The 17,184-nt window shown below is 68.0% G+C and carries 12 protein-coding genes; 4 read left to right on the top strand and 8 right to left on the bottom strand.

Annotated elements, in window-relative coordinates; translation table 11 throughout:
• Positions 1 to 2: 2 nt before the first annotated feature.
• A complete protein-coding gene (locus tag ACN28G_RS00410; protein ID WP_421478106.1) occupies positions 3 to 302 on the bottom strand; it encodes a hypothetical protein in 300 nt (99 codons plus the stop codon).
• A gap of 105 nt (positions 303 to 407) precedes the next feature.
• Here ACN28G_RS00410 and ACN28G_RS00415 point away from each other — a divergent pair, with 105 nt between their 5' ends.
• Together ACN28G_RS00415 and ACN28G_RS00420 are read left to right on the top strand one after the other, a co-directional pair.
• Positions 408 to 2,252 carry an Hsp70 family protein gene (locus tag ACN28G_RS00415; RefSeq protein WP_421478107.1) on the top strand — a complete coding sequence of 615 codons (1,845 nt, stop codon included), beginning with the start codon at positions 408 to 410 and terminating at the stop codon, positions 2,250 to 2,252.
• A gap of 30 nt (positions 2,253 to 2,282) precedes the next feature.
• Complete coding sequence (locus ACN28G_RS00420; protein WP_421478108.1) at positions 2,283 to 4,178, top strand: AfsR/SARP family transcriptional regulator; 1,896 nt, start codon at positions 2,283 to 2,285, stop codon at positions 4,176 to 4,178.
• 1,200 nt (positions 4,179 to 5,378) lie between these two features.
• On the opposite strand, the gene lexA is transcribed toward ACN28G_RS00420, so the two are convergent.
• Positions 5,379 to 6,029 (bottom strand): transcriptional repressor LexA, encoded by a 651-nt coding sequence (gene lexA, locus ACN28G_RS00425; RefSeq protein WP_421478109.1) that lies wholly within the window; start codon positions 6,027 to 6,029, stop codon positions 5,379 to 5,381.
• A 194-nt stretch (positions 6,030 to 6,223) separates the two neighbouring features.
• Between lexA and ACN28G_RS00430 the strand changes: the two genes are divergently transcribed.
• Entirely contained in the window at positions 6,224 to 6,739 is a 516-nt protein-coding gene (locus ACN28G_RS00430; protein WP_421478110.1) for a PIN-like domain-containing protein, read from the top strand.
• Positions 6,740 to 6,812: 73 nt separating this feature from the next.
• Here ACN28G_RS00430 and istB read toward each other — a convergent pair whose 3' ends face one another.
• On the bottom strand, positions 6,813 to 7,604 hold the full coding sequence (gene istB / locus ACN28G_RS00435; protein ID WP_421478111.1) for an IS21-like element helper ATPase IstB: 792 nt from the start codon (positions 7,602 to 7,604) through the stop codon (positions 6,813 to 6,815).
• Entirely contained in the window at positions 7,601 to 9,100 is a 1,500-nt protein-coding gene (gene istA, locus ACN28G_RS00440) for an IS21 family transposase (RefSeq protein ID WP_421478112.1), read from the bottom strand. Before istA ends, istB begins: the two co-directional genes overlap by 4 nt.
• A 141-nt stretch (positions 9,101 to 9,241) precedes the next feature.
• Here istA and ACN28G_RS00445 point away from each other — a divergent pair, with 141 nt between their 5' ends.
• Complete coding sequence (locus ACN28G_RS00445) at positions 9,242 to 10,048, top strand: PIN-like domain-containing protein (RefSeq protein ID WP_421478113.1); 807 nt, start codon at positions 9,242 to 9,244, stop codon at positions 10,046 to 10,048.
• A gap of 80 nt (positions 10,049 to 10,128) precedes the next feature.
• On the opposite strand, the gene ACN28G_RS00450 is transcribed toward ACN28G_RS00445, so the two are convergent.
• The 4 genes from ACN28G_RS00450 to ACN28G_RS00465 are packed head-to-tail and all read right to left on the bottom strand — an operon-like array spanning position 10,129 to position 17,151.
• Positions 10,129 to 11,889, bottom strand: a complete 1,761-nt coding sequence (locus tag ACN28G_RS00450; protein ID WP_421478114.1) for an AIPR family protein — start codon at positions 11,887 to 11,889, stop codon at positions 10,129 to 10,131.
• The gene (locus ACN28G_RS00455; protein ID WP_421478115.1) at positions 11,886 to 12,884 is read right to left on the bottom strand and encodes a PD-(D/E)XK motif protein; all 999 of its coding nucleotides are present in this window, start codon (positions 12,882 to 12,884) and stop codon (positions 11,886 to 11,888) included. The genes ACN28G_RS00450 and ACN28G_RS00455 overlap by 4 nt, the downstream gene beginning before the upstream one ends.
• Positions 12,881 to 15,676: a Z1 domain-containing protein gene (locus ACN28G_RS00460; RefSeq protein WP_421478116.1), complete on the bottom strand. Its 2,796-nt coding sequence runs from the start codon at positions 15,674 to 15,676 to the stop codon at positions 12,881 to 12,883. The genes ACN28G_RS00455 and ACN28G_RS00460 overlap by 4 nt, the downstream gene beginning before the upstream one ends.
• Complete coding sequence (locus ACN28G_RS00465; RefSeq protein WP_421478117.1) at positions 15,673 to 17,151, bottom strand: ATP-binding protein; 1,479 nt, start codon at positions 17,149 to 17,151, stop codon at positions 15,673 to 15,675. The genes ACN28G_RS00460 and ACN28G_RS00465 overlap by 4 nt, the downstream gene beginning before the upstream one ends.
• Between the last annotated feature and the right edge of the window lie 33 nt (positions 17,152 to 17,184).

The following is a 17,184-nucleotide window of genomic DNA, read 5'->3' on the forward strand; positions in this document are numbered from 1 at the left end:
GGTCAGCGTGCGCGGTAGTGGTAGACGCAGAGGACCTCGTCCGTGGCGCTATCGATGATCGCCGCCTGCCGGGTGTTCTCCGGCCTGTTCATGGTGGTGAACCTCACCCACTCGGGAGGCCGGTCGCAGCCCTCGGCGGAGTCCTGCGGGGTGGGGCGGGGCGGTTCGCCGGGTAGGACACCCAGGGCGGCCACGGTGAGAGCGAGCACCGCGGCGTACCGACGGGGTCGGCGCGGTGGCGGTCGTGACGGGTCGGCCGGTCGGGCGTCGAGGTCGATGACCGGGGTGTCCTGCGCGGGCATGCCCGGACCTACGTGACGATCGACGCCGATCCGTGCCCCTCGCCGGCGGACACGGTGCGTATTCATGGGTGACGTGAATGTGATCCTCATGTTTGACTGATCTCTATGTCAGGGCGGGTACGGCTGGCGATCGACTACGGCGGCACCGCCACGCAGGCGGTCGTGGCGTGGCCGGACGGCCGCTGGACACCGGTGACCGTGGACGGATCCGTGGTGCTGTCGAGCGCGGTCCTGGTGGCCGCCGACGCCAGCCTGTGGACAGGGGAGCAGGCGTGGCGGGCCGCGGTCGGGGAACCGGACCGGTTCGTGCCGGCACCGCGCCGGTCGGCGGAGCAGGACATCGAGGTGGACGGCCGGCGGGTCCCGGCGGCGGACCTGGTGGCGGCGACCCTGCGCCGGGTCGCCGGGCAGGCGCAGGCGTTGACGGGCGGACCGGTGGAGGACGTGCGGCTGGTCGTGCCGGCCGGTTGGGGGCCTCGCAGACGGACGTGGATGCGACACGCGGCGCACCGCGCCGGGTTGGGCCAGGCCCGCCTGGTGGAGGCCCCGGTCGCGGTCGCCGACCATCTCCTCGCCGGTGGCGCGCAGCTGCCGGTGGGCGCGTACCTGTTGGTGGTGGATGTCGGGGGTGGGGCGGAGGTGACGGTACTGCGCCGTGGCCCGGCCGGGTTCGAGGTCCTCGCGACCCTGGCCGACCCGGCCGCCGGCGGGGACGCCATCGACCACGCCCTGGCCGCGGCCCTGCCCGGCGAGGACGGCGGATGGGGGTGGGTGGCGAGTGTGCGGACGGCGAAGGAGAACCTGGCCTGGCACACGGCCATCACCGTGCCGCAGCCCGGTGGCACGGCGGTGGTCGCCACCGCCGTACTTCTGGAGGAGGCGGCGCGGCCGGTGCTGGAGCGGGTCGGACAGCTCACCGTGGATACGATCGTCGCCGCCGAACTGACGCCCGCAGACCTGGCGGGGGTGTGCCTGGTCGGCGGCACCACCCGGCTGCCGCTCGCCGCTGCGGTCGTCGCGCGACGCACCGGCCTCACCCCACACGTGGTCGACGATCCGGTGTTCGCCGCGGCCCGGGGCGCCGCCGACGCCACCGCCACCGCCGATGACGGGGGTGGGGCGGGGGAGGAGCCGGTGCTGCCGCCGGCCCGGCGGGCCTGGTCGGTGGCGGCGCCCGGGTTCCTGTCGTTGGCGATGATCGTGCAGATGCTGCTCACCGTCTACCGGGGTGGGATCTACCCGAACTCGTGGGCGGAGCCGTCCTGGGGGCAGCTGTCGATGGCCTCGGTGTTCGCGGTCATCGCCTGCCTGTCCGCCGGCACCCTCCTCGGATCCCTCGCCGCCACCCACGCCGCACCGGCCGGACATGCCGCACCGACCGGCCGGGCCCCGGCGGTCAGTCTCGGCATCCTGTCGGCGGTGTCCCTGGGCACCGCGATCGCCGCCCTGTACGCGGTGGTCGCCGCCCAGTACCTGCAGATGCAGATCGGACCGTTCCTGCGCTGGGCCCTGCTGCCCGTCACGCCGGTCGCATGCCTTGCCCTGGTCGCGGCGGTGGTCGCCGCCCGGCAGTGGCGTACCCCGCCCGGCGGCTGGTCGGCCCTGCTGACCTTCCCCACCGCATCGGTCATCGCCGCCGGTACCGGCATGGCCCTGGTCCAGTACTCCGCGACCGCCCTCCGGTGGCCCGACATGATCCTGTTCATCGACATCACCGGCCGCGTCGGTGGTCTCCTGGTCGGCGTCGGCACCATCACCGCACTGATCCGCCCCTGGATGCTGCGCCTGGTCATGGGCGCACCCCTCGCGGTGATCACCGCCGCGATCGCCTCCCCGAACACCATCGGCATCCTCGCCGGCATCTACGCCACCGCCGTCACCGCCTGGTGGCTCTACCGGCTCTGGACCCGCCTCGTCCGCACTCCCGCACCCCATGCCCCACAACCCTGACCCGCAACCCGCCGAGTGGGGGTGGCCGCGGTGAGATGGCCCCGACAGGTCGCCTCGGCGACGGGCGTCCTCGCCATCCTGACCGGCCCACCCGCCGTCCTGGCCTACGGCATCGGGTGGCCGTTGCCCGCCCGCCCCGACCGGCAGCAGTGGAAACAGTGGATCAGCCAACCGCTGACCGAGGACACCCTGATGGCCGGCCTGGTCCTCCTGGCCTGGGCCCTGTGGCTGCTCACCGCCACCATCGCCCTCCACACCACCGCCGTACGGGTCAAAGCTGCGGTCCGGCGGCTGCGGCGGATGCCGCTGCCCACCCCGATGCAGGCCACCGCCACCGGCATGGCCGGAGCCGCCGCCCTCTGGACCCCCACCACCACCGTCACCGTCGACGAACCCGCCGCATCCACCACCAGCACCGGCGACCACCACCACGCGAACCGGATGGTCCAGTCAGGCATCGACGTACCGGGCGGGTGGATCCCCACCCACACCGCTGACCAGATCGCCGCCGCCGGTGCCCTGGTCTGGCTCCGCCGCCGCCGCGCCTACCAACCCCCACCCGCACCCCGCGACGACCACGACCTGACGCCACTGCCACCCACCGTCACCGCCGTCCAAGCCACCCTCGCCACCAACCCCCCACCACCGGACCACGAACCGGCGCTGGAGTTCCCCCTCGGCGGGATCGGACTCGACGGACCCGGAGCCGCCGACGCCGCACGCGGCATCCTCATCACCACCCTGCTCCAGGCACTGCGCCCCACCGGACGCCCCACCACCGTGCTCGTCACCAGCCGACCCGACCTGACCACCCTCCTCGGCGACCAGCCCCTGACCCTGGACGGCCTGCCCGGACTACACATCACCGATACCCCCGACCAAGCCGTTACCGCCCTCGGTCGGCCGGACCAGTTGCCCGGACCGCTGACGCTGCTCACCCACACACCTACCGATCCCACCACCGCAGCCCGGCTTCACACCACTCTCACCGGGGCCAGCGCAGTCCTCATCGGAACGTGGGGGCACGGCACCGGCTGGCGGGTCGATCCCGACGGACACACCGAGCGCGGCCGACTCTGCGTGCTCACCACCACCGCCGCCCGGGATCTCCTCACCGTCCTCACCCCAACCCCCGCAGCGTCACCACCGGTGGCCGTGCCCCGGCAACGACCTCCTCAGGCGCCCCCGCCGCGACCACCGGCGGGGAGACCGCTCAGGCTGCGGGTCCTCGGCGACATCACCCTTCACGCCGACAACGAGCCGGTACCGATCCGCCGCAGCGCCGCCCTCCAGATCCTCGTCGCCCTCGCCGTCCACCCCGACGGCCTCACCGCACGCGACCTCGCCACCACCATCTGGCCCGGCCTACCCCCACACACCGTCACCCGCCGCCTCTACACCACCCTCAGCGACCTGCGCACCACCATCACCGCCACCGGACGACCCGACCCCATCGCCCACACCAACGACCGCTACCACCTGCACCACCAGCACACCGACGTCGACCTGTGGCACCTCAACGCGGCGATCACCCACGTCGCCACCGCACTCACCAACCAGGACCACGCCCACCAGGCCGTCATCGACCACTACACCGGCGACCTCGCCACCGGACACAACTGGCCCTGGCTCGACCCCACCCGCGAAACCCTCCGCCGCCACCTCATCGACGCCCACACCACCCTCGCCCAGCACGCGCCCGACCCCCAGGCCCGACTACGGCGACTCCAGGACGCCATCCGCCTCGACCCCTACAACGAACATCTCCACCACCTCGCCGCCAACACCCTCACCACCCTCGGCGACCACCACACCGCAACCGCGCTTCTCACCCGCTACCAGCAACGACTCGCCGACGCCGGCCTCGTGCCCAGCCGCCTCAGCATCTCACCGGGGCGGCCGGGCTGGGCAGCCGGCAACGGGTAGACGCCGGACCGGCCATCGGTCCCACGCACAGCGAAGTGTGCTGACCAATAGAGACACCGAGAATCCATGTCCGGAGCAGCCGACCGCTTCAGCAGGACCTTCAGGCCCGCCTACCAGCTCTTCATCCTCAACGACATCGACTGCCACCACCTCCACGAGGACCCAGCGTCCCGATCACCGCAGCGGTACCCCACATCGCCGCCACCAACGCATGCCGGGTCATCGTCAAGGCCATCCAGGACCTCGTACCCGTCACCGTCACCATCGAGACGTGGCACGACGATCCTGACCTGACAGCGACCGACGCTTTTCCGAGCCTCTCCGCGGACGTGACCCTGCTGATCAGGTGGCGCATCACCCGTGGCCGACGGTCGAGGCCCAAACGTCGACTGTGGAACCATCGTGACAACACCGGCCAGTCAGGCCGCGTGACTACACCTGTCACCTGCCGTCCAGCAGACCCGAGGTCGTTGTCGGCGAACTGGCTCAAATGCCGAGGGCCCGGTCGATGTGCTCGAAGCCGTGCAACTTGGCCAGAGCGACGGCTTCGGCCATCTTGCGGCGGCCCCCCCCGTGGATGTCGGCGGCCAAGCAGATCCGGACCGAGTTCCGTCTCGCAGCTGGGCCGCAGCGAGTGGTGATGCCGACCGAGGCCGCGGTCGTGGCCTGTTTGGACGCCACCCTGCGGCGGTTGGGTGGGTGGGCACACGTGCTGACATCTGCGGCCAGCTACCGCTCTACCAGGCGCAACGAGGCTGGCAGCCCTCGCACCGGGAGGCCGGGGCGAGCAGCATCCTGGTGCGACCACAGCGGTAAGGGGTTGTCCCCTGCTGCCGGCGTGCGGCAGAGATCGCGTCGCGCATACTTCTCGAATGTCTTGTTCGGAGTGTGACGTGACCGATTGGCCCGAGGCTGTCGCGAACCTGCATGGCAGTACCATTACCGGACGAGGGTGACGTGCGGCGGGCCTACGAGGCGATGACCAACGTGTGGTCGGCTTACGGCTACCAGGACGCGCCGACCGAGGTCCTGAGGATGCTTGTCGACGCCACCGAAGTTGGATACAGGGTCGCCCTGAACGACCTCTGCAGCGGTGGCATCGATGAAGGGATCACGATGTGGCGCCCGGGCCTAGCTGAGCAGTAAGCACAGACGAGCGGCCGTGCTGCCGACGGTAGGTCGTGGCAGTGATGGTCGGGATCATGGGCGGTGCATGACGCAGATGACCTTGCCGAGGATCGTCGCGTGATCGCCGGGCAGTACCGGGTAGTGAGAGTTGCGGGGGACGAGTTCGACGCGGCCGTCGCGGGTTCGGTACTGCTTGACGGTGGCTTCCCCGTCGAGCATGGCGGCGACGATGTCGCCGTTGTCGGCGACCGCCTGCTGACGAACCACGATGATGTCGCCGTCGCCGATGGCCGCTTCGATCATGGAGTCGCCTCGTACCTGCAGTGCGAACAGCGCGCCCCTGCCGACCAGTTCGGCGGGCAGGGACAGCACCTCCTCGACGTGCTCCTCGGCGAGGATCGGTGTTCCGGCGGCGATGGCTCCTAGCAGAGGCACAGCGGTTCCGCGCGGGGCTTCCGACGTCACGGGCGGGTCTTGGCCGAGCAGGGGGCGGGCGTCGACCGCTCGCGGCCCGCGAGGGGCCCGTCGGATCAGGCCGTGGTGGGTGAGGGCCTTCAGGTGATGCGCCACCGAGGAGGGGGAACCGAGCCCGACGGCCGCCCCGATCTCCCGCACCGTCGGCGGGTAGCCGTGCCGCTGAACCCAGCCACGGATCACGTCGAGGATCTGCCGCTGCCGGGCAGTCAACGACACCGGATCGGATGACACGTCAGGGGCGGTCACCCCAGGACGGTACCACCAACTTCGTACGAATGTGCTAAACAGGTGCGTTGGGTGCGGTCTGATAGGTACTTATCCTAAGAAGGCGGCTTCTGTGGGCCGATCCAGCTGCGCTCAGGATGGCGGACCGGCTCGCCCCCGCCTGTGTCAACCGGTGGCCGTAGGCTTGTGCCCGTGTTTCGAGGATGGGGGATCTCTTGATCGGCTTGTTCGAGGGTTTCGAGGGGTTTCGTGTTCTTGCCAGTACCGACATCGATCATGCGTTGAGGTCGGCGGTTGTCGCAGTTGACGCGAATGTTTTGCTCAATCTCTATCGTTACAACGCGAGGACTGCCCAGGACCTGTTGGCGGTCCTCGAGAGCTTCGGTGATCGCCTTGTCGTTCCCCACCAGGCGATCCGCGAGTTTCATCGGAACCGCCTGACGGCGGTGGGAAACCCCGAAGGGGTCGCGGCGGACGCCCGCAGCGCTCTGAGTAAGAACAGCAAGTCCACCGTTGATGCCCTGGAGCGTTGGGCGAAGCAGGTCGCGTTGGACGATGGCGAGCTTACCCGCTTGCGGACGGCGGTTGAGGTCCTCTTCAGCGACCTCGGCAAGGCGATCGCGGGCGCAGAGCCAGGTCGGATCCATGCGGAGACGCCGGCTGCGAACGACCAGATCCTGAGTCGGCTGTCTGTCAACGGCCAATCGGATTTCCCCGTAGGTGGCCAGTAGTTTTCCCCGCTGGCGGCCTTGGTTTCTCCCCAGCGGCGGCCAGATAGTTTCCCGCCGTGGGGTGGTGCTGGGGTCAGTGCAAGGTTTTGACGCCTTGTCCGGCGGTGGCTTGGTTGAACCGGTAGCTGTCACCCTGGGTCACGACGACGTGGGCGTGGTGCAGGAGTCGGTCGACGGTGGCGGTGGCGAGGGTTTTGGGCATGATCTCGTCGAAGCCGGAGGGGTGCAGGTTCGAGCTGACCGCGAGGCTGCGGCGTTCGTAGGCGGCGTCGACGAGGCGGTAGAACCCTTCGGCGGCGTCCGGGGAGACTGGTAGCAGGCCGATGTCGTCGATGATGATCAGGTCGGTGCGGATCAGTCGGGTCATGGCTCGGGTGACGGAGTCGTCGGGGCGGTGCCGGCGGACCATGACGCCGAGGTCTTCGATGGTGAACCAGGCGACGGTCATACCGGCTTCGACGGCGGCTTGGCCGAGGGCTTCGCAGAAGTGGCTCTTGCCGGTGCCCGACGGGCCACAGATGGACAGATTCTCCTTGCGGTGCACCCATTCCAGACTGCGCAGCGCGTCCTGGGTCGGCCGTGGGATCGACGAGGCTGTCTCGTCCCAGTCGCCGAAGGTCTTGCCGGCGGGGAACGCGGCGCGTTTGCGGCGGGTGCGCAGGTTGGCCTGGTCCCGGCCGGCGGCTTCCTCGGCGAGGAGTACTCGCACGACCTCGGCGGGGTCCCAGCGTTGGGCTTTCGCGGTGGGGATGAGGTCGGCCATGGCTCGGCGCAGGTGCGGCAGTTTCAGGCGGCGGGTGAGCTCGATCGCTTCGGTCAGCGGGTCACCGGCCGTGCCGGTGACCCGCAACGGGGTGATGGTCACTGTTCTCCAGTCGTGCCGAAGGTTGACCAGGCGGAGGTGCCTGGTTGCAGGCTGTGGGTTTCGCTGGCCCGGGTGGGTGGGGTGTCGTCGTCGCGTTGGTGGGCGAGGATGCGGATCAGGTCGTTGTCGGTGAACCGGCCCGCCAAAGCGGCGGTGCCGAGGGCCCGGTCGACGTGGTCGACGCCGTGCAGCTTGGCCAGGGCGACGGCTTCGGCCATCTTGCGTCGGACTCCGCGGATGCCGGCGGCTGCGGCTTCGACCAGCCACGCGGCGGCGCCGGGGCCGAGGGCGAGGAACGCGGCTTCGTCGGCGGTGCGGGCCCGCGGCACCCGCTGCGCGGTGTCGGACTGGCGTGATCGGGGCGGGTAGTGCTCATCTCGGATCGACGGGCGGCCGGGCTGGGCCCGCTGGTGGCGGGCGACCTCGGCCGGACCGTCCTCGCTGACGGCGGTGACGATCAGTTCGTCGCCGTGGAACCGGGCCCAGACCCGGGTGTCGACCAGGTGGTGTGGGACCGAGTAGCGGACTCCGTCGACGGAGATGGTGCAGTCCCAGTTCACTCGGCGGGTGGTGCCGAACGCGACGGTGAACGCCCTTGCCGGCAACGGGTGCAGCCGTGTCCGTTCCTCCAGCAGGGCTTCGGCCGGGCGGCGGCGGGTGTCGCGGTGTAGACGGGCGTTGACCTCGTCGGTGAAGTCGCGGCAGGCCGCTTCGAGCTCTGCGAATGTGCGGTACTGGCCGAGCAGGTTCGCGTTGGTCGGGACCAGGTCCGCCTTGGCGATCTTCACCGTGTTCTCGGCGCCGCCCTTGGACTGCGGGTCCGCCGGCACGCAGGTGCGGATCGTCATCCCGTAATGCCGGGCCACCTGCACGATCTCCGGATTCCTGACCGCGATGTCCGCGACGTGCTCCACCGTGATCGTCTTCTCGTTGTCGGTCAACACATAAGCCGGCACCCCACCCAGGCGCCGCAGGGTGGCGTCCAGGCAGGCCACAACCGTCGGCAGGGTCTTGTCCAGCACCGGGATCACGACCCGGAACCTCGACCAGGGCAGCCACGCGCACCACAACGTGGTCCGCCGGCCGCCGATGCGTGGGCCTTCGCCCCAGTCGAACTGCAGCCACAAACCGGGCTCGGGGATCCACGGGCGGAACACCCGTCGCTGCCCTACCTGCCAGGACTTCTTCACCGCCGCGACCGCCCGGCGGGTGGTGCGTTCCCCGCCGGCGAAGCCCATCGTGGTGATCCGCCGGTGCACCACATCGGCGCGGACCCGGCCACCCGAGCGGGCCACCAACTCCTCGATCTTGTCCATGAACTCGTCGATCGGCCGAGCCCGCTGGGTCCGCTCCTCGGGACTGCGCCCCTCGGCCCGCAACTTCACATACCGGGCCACCGTGTGGTGATCACACCCGGCCAACTCAGCCGCCGCACGGTAACTACCCGTGAGGTCGTACGCCTCCAAGATTTCCACGATCTCCCTGCCGCGTTTCACGCCGCCGACCCTCGCCGACCAGCGTCTCGTCATGATCAGCGGGGAGGTATCTGGCCGTCCACGGGGAGAACCCTGGCCATCAGCGGGGCGGTAAATGGCCGCCTATGGGGATCTTTCACTGGCCGCGCACAGCTGTCAGGGATGCTCGAGGGCAGAGTGATGCCCCGGCCGCCCGAGGACACCTGGAGCGCGTGGATCGTCGAAGGTCAGCGACGGGTGGACGAGCAGTTGCCACCCGGATATCTCGATGCCGACAAGACCGATCGACTGCCAGAGGGAGCGGCCGGCGACTTCCTCGTCTGGGTCCAAGCGTGTGAGGCAGCCCGGGAACGAGGCCTCGACCTGGTGATCGTGACCGGTGACGAGAAGGAGGACTGGTGGTGGAGGTACCGGAATGCAGTGCTCGGGCCGCGGCCGGAGCTGACGCAGGAGTTCTTTGACGTCAGCGAGGGCAGGCGCCTCTATCTCCTCCGGCCCCGCGACCTCCTACAGCGCTCCGAGGCACTGAACGTCGAAGTCAGTCCCGACTCGCTTGCCGACGCTGATCGAACACGCGAGGACCTGGATCCGGTGGCGCACTGGACCGTGGACGCCGTACGGGAGCTGCTTCGCCGTTTGGACCGGGAGGGCCAAGTCCAAGCGGAGGTGATCCGGGTGGCTGCGGAGGCCGGTGGCGTCATCGGCCGCGACGATGTGTACGAGCTGTGCGGTTATGACGACGAACGAATGCTCCGTGGGTTCACTCGACCGACCAATCGGATCACTACAGACCTACAGCGGGCGGGACTTCTGCCAGAGAACGTCGCTCCTATGCTCAAACCCCTATTTCCCACAGGCGTCCGTGCTTCGGCGTTTCGGATACCGTCGGAGGTCGTCGAGATTCTCGCGTCCACGGTGGATCCGCTTGCCACTCCTGATGACCGCTCCGAGTCCGGCCCGAAGGCGTGATGTGCCCGCCGTTCCGCTACGGTGAGGAGTAGTGCGCCGCCACGTCCCGGCGATCTACCAGCCAAGCCCTGTCGACGAATCTATCCCGTCGAGCGGCCGATCATGAGCAGGTCGGCAGGCGGCGACCAATCGACCCTGCGCACGCGGTTCCAGCAGTCCTCCTTCTTGCACCACTCCGTGACGTTGGCCGATCCTGGCGGGTTGATGATCACCTCGCGCACAACCTGGGTCACGTGTGGCACGACGGCGTCCAGCTGCTCCGGTACCTGTTGTAGCCGCCACACCAGGTCCAGGTTCAGGTCTCCGCCGAGCCGTTCCACGACGAGCGCCATCACATAGGCGGCCGTCTGGCCCGGGTAGCCGCCCAGTCGCAGTCTCAGTACACGCGTTCTGATGCCCTGGAAGAGGATGCCCTTAGCGACGAGGTGCCGGAAGTATGCAACGCTGGGGGAGTCCTTCTCCTCGAGTTTGCACTCGATGGTCCACTCCTGGAAGCACTTCTCGGCGCCGAGGCTCACCGTATGCGGGCGCATGAGGTAGGCCATCTCGTACTTGGCAGCGTCCGTTTTGCTGAACCGTTGCTGTGGTGGACACTCGGCCTCAAATCGTCTTCTACGTGCGGCGGTGGGTTGGCGACTCCGCTCGACCTGGTACTGCCCCCTCACGCGCTCGTAGTACCAGCGGGTTTCCCTTGAGGAGTTGCCCTGTGCCGGTGCCCACGCTGTCCGCGACACTTGCTCCAGGCCAATGTGGAACTGTCCGTTGGCCTCGAAGTCAGCCGGTCGGATGGCGTTCTGGGAATTGGCGTACCGAGAGATGCGCGGCACCAAGTCCTTGAGGGTGTCCTTCGGAACCACGGTGATCTTGGCCATAACGTAGACACCGTTCAGGCTGTGGTTTGTCGACGCGTGATGCAGGGACGCTGTGGTCTGACCGCCGTTGACGATCTGCAGGTCGTGCAGACGTTGCAGGATGACGGTGCCCTCGCGGGTGTACGTACCGACGTCCGTGGCGGTGGCGGAGATCCCGTTGTTGTAGGCAAGGAATCGGCCGGGGTGATCGCGGATCGTAGCGTGTATGTCCCTGTTGACCTTGCCGCGTGCCTGCAGGTAGGCCCTGACATTGCGCTGCAGGATGCGGCCGTGGTGTTGCTCGTAGAGGTCGGCGAGGAGTTGACCCGGGATGACGGCAAGGAGGCAGCGGTAGCCGTCCGACTGCTCGGGCGACTCGAGGACCGGGATCGAGTGACCCATGTCCTCCAGGTTGATGACGATCTCCTCCTGCGCCTGGCCGGAGGAGGCGAGACGGTGCAGGCGCGCAATGTCCCATACCTGGTAAGAGACAGGGAGTCCGACTACGGTGGAATCCTCGATGCGATCCCGTGTGGCGCGGCCGTCGGTCAGCAGGAAGACCCGGATCTTTCTCAGTTCCGTCCATTCGGCATGGATGCGCTGCGCCATGTCGTAGACCGGGGCGGATTCCTCCTTGAGCTTGTGGAGGCCTTCGTGGCAGGCTTCCGCGAAAGCGGTCGCTCGTCGGAAGAGTGCCGTCACCCTTGCCTTGCTGATGGTCCCCCCGGACTTCTCGGTTTCCCTGGTGACCAGGTCCAGGATCGTTCCATCCGAACTGATGTTGTATCCGGACACCTCGAGGGCTGGCCGTCCCTGCTGCCGCAGGTAGCAGACGTCGATGTCCTCAAGGGAGCCGTCGGCTATCAGTCGTTCCGCGACGACCCTGACGAACATGTCCCCGACCATCATCTCGGGTTCGGCCGAGAGACGCTGGTTGACCTCGACACGCAGGTCTTCGGCGAAAGCGGCGAGATCGACACTGGCGGTCACTGGAGTGCTCCAAGATTTGCCGTCATGGCTAGGCGCTGCACGACGTCAGTCTGCGGGACGAGGAAGGGGGCGCATTCGTCGAGGTCGACTGAGTAGGCCACGGCGTGCACTCCGTCCGGGATGTGCTGCCTGGTGATGCGGGGAAACCCGTCGATCACCCGGTAGCAGCGACGGGTGACGAGTGCGTACCGCTCGCGTTCGTACTGCTGCCGGTGCAGGTCGAGCCATCCGGCGTGCAGGAGCCGGTCCTCGAACGACGCGGGGTCCGCAGCAATCGTGGGTTCGGCGCGAACTGCGTCGATGATCTCGGGCAGACTCACTCCGGCCGTGGTGGTCGTCCGCACGGCTTGGTGGATCAGGGCGAGGTACTCGACGTTGTTCGTGTCGAGTTGCGCCTCGTTGCTGATCCTGCAGCGTTGTGCATCCCGGAGAGCCGCACACTTGACTTCCACGGCGACTCCCGCTCGTTGAAAGTCCTGGTCGGCCCCGGTTGGGCCGACCCATGCCGAAACCGTGGTGGGTCCCCAAACCGGCAGCACGAGCTCTCGCAGAACCAACAACTCGCCGTAGAGACCGAGCTGCGCCTGCGCCGACAGGCCGGTGCGCAGGCCCGCCGCCAGCATCCGTTGCCAGGACGTCAACCGCTGGACCAGAGCCCAGCCGGGGCGGTGTGGAGCCGTCGACAGATGGTGCACGAGGTCGGCGACCAGGGTGTGAAACATCTCCGCCTCTACGGCTGTGCCGGCGGCGACCCGAACGGTGTGGTCGTCGAAGCTGCACCGAAGCCCGGCGGTGTCGGGCAGCCGTGAGGCGTCCGGCACGTCGGGGGCACGGACGGCGAGAGCCAGAACACGGTCGGGGAACTCCACCTCGAGATACACCTGCGCGTGGGTGGCGTCAGTCCGTAGACGACGGCGCAGCGTTCCGGGTGTATGCGTCGACGTGCTCTGCATCTCCTTGAACAGCTCGGCGACCTGCTCAACCGTGTTTGTCACTCGGAGTCGTCCTCGGGCAGGCCGAGCTCCTGTGCGCGCAGGCTCTTGGCAAGGTTCTCGATGAACACGTTGTTCGCCTTGTACCGCAGCTTCTTGGCGTTGTCAGTCTGTGGGAACGAGATCGCGAAACCGATGACGAGCTCGTCGGCCTTCCCGCTGCCCGGATCCACCCGGTACAGCACCAGTAGTCCGTCCTGCGGTGATCGTTCCCGCCTCAGTGCCCGACCACTGGGTCGCCGGACCGCCTTGTCCTCGGCAGCGTCGGCACGGGTCCGGGCGGTGGCGTTGTCGAACCGGTCCTTGGTCAGGCCGATGGCCTCGTCGGCCGGGTTGACCAGAACACCGACCTCGTAGTCCTGGCCCGCCACGTAGGGCGTGCTGCTGGTGTTGCGGCGCGTCACCCTGCGTACCTGCACGCCAGCGATGGTGTCGGTGGTCTGTGCCTTGCCCGCCACGACGGCCACGGTCCAGCTGACCAGTTCACCCTTGGCCTGTTGCGCCTCGATGTACTCCACCAGGAAGCGAGGCGCTGCCTGGACGTTGCGAGGCGACGCCCTGAACGCGCCGAGGAATGTCTTTACCGGTTCGGGTGGGACGTTGGTGCGGACGAAGCCGTTTGCACTGGTGACACGATCCTCGGATAACTCGTCACAGTCCGCGACTGCCTCGACGAGGTTCTCGAGAAGCTCGAGGTTGTTCTTGGACGACACCGGGTCCGTCAGCATCACCAGCGTCTCGGGACGCTCACCGGAGAACGTGAAGGTAAGGGTCGTCGCGGCGCGCCGCTTGACGGCGGCGGTGACCTGTAGTTGTCCGATCCCGTCCTCGATCTTGAGACCGACATCGCGCGGTGTGGCGTTGTTCTCGGCTACCGTCGTCACCACGTCCATGAGTTCACGGTTGGCGCGGGTGATGTGGACGTAGTAGTCGGTGAGCTCCCTGGTCGTGTACAGACGTGTGACGTCGAGGTAGCCGGTGCGGAATCCGAACCAGCGGCCCATCTGCAGCAGCGTGTCGTACGCCCGGGAGGCGCGAAGGTAGTACGAGACAGTGAGGCCCTCGAGGGTCAGCCCCCGCGAGAGCTTGTCACCTCCGACGGCGACGACCGTGACGGGGGTGGAGCGGTAGTCCAGAACGTCCTGGGCGGTGCCGTTGATGGCCTTGACGTTGTCGGCGGCCTCGGCGAGGACCTCCGGAACGGCACCCAGCGCCTCGGACATGGTGACCGGGTCACCGGTGGCCTCGCCGAGGTCGTCACGGGCGGCGAGGTCGCGGTGGACCGGCACGAAGTCGTTACGCCACAGCTTGCTCAGGCGTCTGCGCAGGGCGTTGCCTGCCGCGCCGCGTTCGCCCCAGGTGTCGCGCATCGTGGTCAGGTGCTGGCGGACCTGGCTCACGACCGCCGACTGCGTCTCGGTGAACCGCGTGACGTGGATCAGCATCGAGTTGTGGCTGGCCCGCCCGCCCGGGCGGCCTGCCCGGACCTTGCGTACTGCGGTGGCCAGGACGAACGCGTCGATGGCCTCGACGAGTGAGGGCGGCATCGGTAGTGCTGGCCGATGGCCGTTCTTGTGCCCGTCGGGCATCCAGGCGGAGTGGTCGTCGATCTGCTTGATGATCGGCAGCGGCTGACGGACCTCGTCGGACGACAGGTCCTCGAATCCGAAGACCCGCTCCGGACCGCAGTAGTTGGACGGCGGTTTGAGGGCGAGGATGAAGCTGTTGGGAAACAGGTCCGGTCCCAGCTGTGGATGGTCCGTGGTGTGAGGAATGAAGATGTTACCGAACGGAGTGGCGGTGTAGGCGACGTAGGCACGACGGTCGAACATCGCGAGCAGTTGCCGGATGCTCTTGTTGATCGCGGTCGGGTCATGCTCCGGATCGCTGGGGGTCTTTTTGTCGGGCGCCTTTCTGGTGTCGATGGAGGCGTCGTCGGCCTCGTCGTCGATGAGCAGCAGCGGCAGGTCGGCCAAGGCGTGGTCTTTGGTGAAGTTCTCCAGCCATGCGGCCAGGTTCTCCAGGATGCTCTTGTACTTCTTGACCACGATGAGCACGCGGTTCTTGCGCAGGTCGACCGCCGTGGTGAGAGCGACGTTGCGCTTGAAGTCGGACTCCGTCGTAGTCAGGGGGAACACCTGTACCGGCGGGTGCAGGCCGAGCAGCCCCACGCCGATGTCACCGAGACCGGCACCGTCCGCGCGGTGACGGGTCACCCTGGTGTTGAAGCCGAGGAACTCAAGGTCCAGTCGTGCCTGCGTCTGGTTACGCAGGCTCTCGTTGCGTCCCGCCAGGACGATCACCACGTGGTAGCCGGCGTCGACGGCCTTGCAGATGACGCCGGTGTAGTTGGCGGTCTTACCCGACTGGACCTGGCCGTAGACGAGTCCATAGGTCGACCACGACCCGGGACGTTCCGGGTCCTCCAGTCTGTCCATGACAAGGTCGGTCGCCTCGTGTAGCGCCTCTACGGGCTGCGGCTTCCACCCTGCCCGGGTGGCGAGCCACTTACGGTACCGCTCCCAGTAGTCGAAGCCGATCTTGTCTCGGCGTGCCGCGTACCACGGCTCGTGCTCGTCCCCGGACAGGACGGCCACGGGTCGCGGTACCCACACGTCGAAGCGTTCCTCCAGGCGTGTGACAAGCTCGTCAACGTCGACAGGTCCGACGCTGTCGGCGACGCCTGCGGCGAAGGCCGCTACCTGCCGCACCTTGTCCGCCGTACGTTCGGTGCGTGGGGTGCTGAGCAGGGCGTTCTCGCTGATGCCCAGCGCCATGTCGAAAGCGTCGATCACTTGCCTTCCGCCCCTTCGCCGTCGAGTACCTCTGCGAGCACGTCCGGGAACCGGTTGAAGGGCTCCGACGACCTGAGCGCCTGCCGGAACGCCTCCCGGGACCCCGGGTCGTTGGGCAGCCTGGTCATGGCGGCTTGCAGCATCCGAACCACCTCGTCGCTGTCCTCGGCCTCCAGCGGCGCCTGCGGCGTCCGTTCCGGCGCACTGTTGCTCTCGGCCGCTATCAGACCGACGGGCACCGTCTCCTCCAGCAGACGTAGAAGCGGACCGACAGTGTCCGCGGCCCCCGACAGGGCGGCGGCCACCACCGGATGCAGTCGGTTGATCCGATAGCCGACCTTGCCGCGCCGGCTATGCTGCTGCCACACGAAGACGAGTTGACCCCTCCCGCCGCTGCGCTGGTCGCTGGACGATCCCCGGTGGCGGAAGACCTGCTCGGACCGGGTCCGGGCAAGGGCAGCGATGTCAGCGAGGCGGTCGCGTAGCTGTACCGGCGGGATGACTGTCGCCTTCCTGACATCGACCTGCCAGGACTGGTCGTCATCCGTGCTGACGTCGACGGAGATCCGGGCCAGTTGGGTCGGTTGGTTGGGACGCAGACCGGACAGCCCGAGCCAGCCGCCGAGGGTGAGGAGCCGGTCCCGGCGATAGACGTAGAAGCCTTGGTGCCGCATCCAGCCCGATGGCCCGGCGGCGTTTCTGCTCTCACCTTCGACGATCCTTGAAGGGTGCGGAAGAACGTAGGGCGTGACGGTGACGACCGTGCCGGCGTTGTGAATCGGCTCGGTTCCGAGGTCCTGGGTGGCCGGGTGCTGGCGTAGGAAGGGATCCCATGCCTTGACTGGCTGTCCGCCCACCCGAAGGTGCAGGGAACCGCGACCGATGTGCCGGCCGAAGACGGCCCCCAGATGGGTGCGCACCTTGGCCATCTGGTTGATCAGGACCTTCCCGGTCCCGCATCGGTCGAGCCCTCTCCAAAGCACGACGGTGCCGTGCCCACGAAAGCCCAGCTCACGAACGATGGACGCGGCCTCGTCGTCCAGAGTGTCGAGCAGGTACCAACCGTTACGTCGACGGACATGATCCATGTTCCACTCGCGGCTGGCGAGACGGCCGTCCTGCGTGCAGCTGACGACGGTGAGGCGACGGGCCTGCGAGAACGATGCTGTCTTGAGGCCGAGGCCGAACCGGCCGAGGTCGGCTGGATGGCGATGTATCCACGGACCGTCTGTGCCAAGGTGCATCGCTCGGTGCAGCCACTCCTCGCTCATACCCTTGCCGTCATCGACGACGGCGACCCAGCCGCCGGCCGGGTCGGCGTTGTACTCGATACTGGTTGTCACAGCCTCGGCCGTAACGCTGTTGTCAACGATGTCGGCCAGTGCGTCCGGAAGGTTGTAGCCCAAGGCTCGCAGTGACTCGATCAAGGCTGCAGCCTGTGGTGGCGCGTGCAGGTCGCTCGGCTCCCCGGTCATCGGCAACCTCTCACTCGTTTACGGTGAGACAGC

Origin of the sequence: Micromonospora sp. WMMA1923, assembly GCF_049179195.1 — a bacterium.
In the GTDB taxonomy this organism is placed as follows: domain Bacteria; phylum Actinomycetota; class Actinomycetes; order Mycobacteriales; family Micromonosporaceae; genus Micromonospora; species Micromonospora yangpuensis.

Bases quoted from the DNA above. Each gene is read 5' to 3' on its own strand.
- ACN28G_RS00445 (WP_421478113.1), top strand. From the start codon at position 9,242: ATGCTCGAGGGCAGAGTGATGCCCCGGCCGCCCGAGGACACCTGGAGC.
- ACN28G_RS00415 (WP_421478107.1), top strand. From the start codon at position 408: ATGTCAGGGCGGGTACGGCTGGCGATCGACTACGGCGGCACCGCCACG.
- ACN28G_RS00410 (WP_421478106.1), bottom strand. From the start codon at position 302: ATGCCCGCGCAGGACACCCCGGTCATCGACCTCGACGCCCGACCGGCC.
- ACN28G_RS00465 (WP_421478117.1), bottom strand. From the start codon at position 17,151: ATGACCGGGGAGCCGAGCGACCTGCACGCGCCACCACAGGCTGCAGCC.